This is a genomic window from Haemophilus sp. UMB1048, assembly GCF_030218125.1.
Taxonomy (GTDB): Bacteria; Pseudomonadota; Gammaproteobacteria; order Enterobacterales; family Pasteurellaceae; genus Haemophilus_D.
This window is the reverse complement of the sequence record NZ_JASOPB010000192.1, coordinates 1-237: the sequence shown is the minus strand read 5'-3', so window position 1 is coordinate 237 and position 237 is coordinate 1. Positions and strand designations below refer to the sequence as shown.

The window sequence follows — 237 nt, the reverse complement described above, 5'->3', positions numbered from 1 at the left end:
CAGCGGGCCGCGGCGGATAACGGCGCAGGAGCCGCAGAAGAAGGTGGCGTCCCACATGTCGTTCCCGTCCTGCACCAGGCCGTAGAATAGCGTCCCTTCGTTCGGCGTTTTGCGAAAACGACCAAGGTTGCGCTCAAAGGGATCGGGCGAGAAGAAGTGGTGCGGGGTCTGCATCATCGCCAGCTCTTTCTCTTTCAGGAACCAGCCCATGGTCATTTGCAGGACCGATCGCGTTGG

At 60.8% G+C, this 237-nt stretch carries 1 protein-coding gene; it reads right to left on the bottom strand.

The genetic code is table 11. From position 1 onward, the window contains the following. Positions 1–216, bottom strand: a 216-nt coding sequence (locus tag QP437_RS10420) for a hypothetical protein (RefSeq protein WP_336620764.1), incomplete at its 3' end; no start/stop codon positions are given. Positions 217–237: the final 21 nt, after the last annotated feature.